Below are 1,648 nucleotides of genomic sequence, written 5' to 3'. Positions count from 1 at the left end.
CACCTATGGTGCGGCGGTCACGATCACGAGCCCGGTCGACGACCTCGTCCACCCCGGTGGTGCGCTCGACTTCACAGGCCGCGGCGAGCCGCTGGCACAGGTCAAGGTCCAGGAAGAAGGCCAGACCGGCATCCTGAAGTCCGGCCAGGTCCTCTCCTCCGGCTCCTGGAACCTCCGCGACGTCCAGCTCTCCGCCGACAAGCACACCCTGATCGTCACCCAGACCGGCAAGGGCAACAACGTCACCACCGCGAAGGTCACCCTCAACCCCGACGGCACCGTCGACCCCGGCCCCGGCGACATCGCCGCGCCGACCGTGGAGTCCCCCGGAAACAACTCGACCGTCACCACCTCCCGCCCCGTCTTCACCGGCCACGGCCACCCCGACGCGAGCGTGAAGATCGGCTATGGCCCCAACTCCACCATCGGCACCGCCACGGTCGACGCCGACGGCGACTGGACCGCCAACCTCACCTCGGGCCTCGCCCTGGGCCGATCGACCCTGATCGTCACCCAGACCTCCGGTAAAGACACCCAGACCCTGACGCACGTCGTCAACCGCGTCGCCGCCGAAGCCCCGTTCCGCGTGACCTCCCACACGAACAACCAGAACTACGCCGAGGGCATGACGACCTTCCGCGGCACCGCCGCGGTCGGCGCCACGATCCGCGCCGTCAACCAGTGGGGCACCGTCATGGGCACCGACACCGCCGACGGCACCGGCAACTGGGCGTTCAACCGCAACCTCGGACCCACCACGGCCGGCTACGACATCACCTTCACCGCCACGAAAGACGGCAAGACCGAGACCACCCAGCTGCACCTGAACTACCAGGGCGTCATCGCCTTCCAGGTCACCAGCCCGACGAACAACTCCACCTACGAAGTCGGCAACACCACCTTCCGCGGCAAAGCATCGCCGAACACCGTGATCACCGCCGTCAACCAGTGGAACACCCCGATGGGCACCGCCACCGCCAACCTCGACGGCGACTGGGCCTTCAACCGCTACCTCGGCCCGACCACGGCCGGCTACGACATCCGCTTCACCGCCACCAAAGGCACCGACGTCCAGCACTCCACGCTGCACATCAGCCAGGCAGTCACGAACGTCCCCGTCGAAGTCACCTCGATCGCCGACGGCGCCACCTACACCCCCGGACTCAACATCCTCCGCGGCACCGGCACCCCGAACGCGACCATCACCGCCGTGAACGCCAAGAACGGCTGGAACGTCGCCATGGGCACCACCAAGGTCACCGCCGACGGCACCTGGGCACTCCCCGAGCGCAACTGGGGACCCTCGAACGACTACGAGATCAAGGTCACCCAGACCAACCCCGACAAGACGACCAGCACGACGATGGTCAACATCTTCGCCCCCGTCTTCAAGGACCTCGAAGTCACCGGCGTCACCACCGGCGCCGAAAACGGCCCCGGCGGCGTCTTCGCCACCTTCACCGGCACCGCCACCCCCGGCGCCAAGGTCACCATCAAGTCCGCCACCACCGGAACGGCCTACCAGACCGTCGACGTCAACCCCCAGGGCCAGTGGACCGCCACCCGCACCTGGAACGCCACACACACCTACAACCTCATCTTCGACCAGGTCGCAAAGGACGGCAAGACCGACAGCGTCACCTACGGC

General features: G+C 67.5%; 1 protein-coding gene. It reads left to right on the top strand.

Features of this window, described 5'->3' with window-relative positions:
* Positions 1 to 1,648 (top strand): hypothetical protein (locus AC07TY_RS17980; protein ID WP_494786215.1); only part of this gene is annotated, 1,648 nt, incomplete at both ends.

Source organism: Frondihabitans sp. GW821-FHT04F02 (assembly GCF_059420045.1).
Note: the sequence above shows the minus strand (reverse complement) of the source record. Positions and strands in the feature narration are given on the sequence as shown.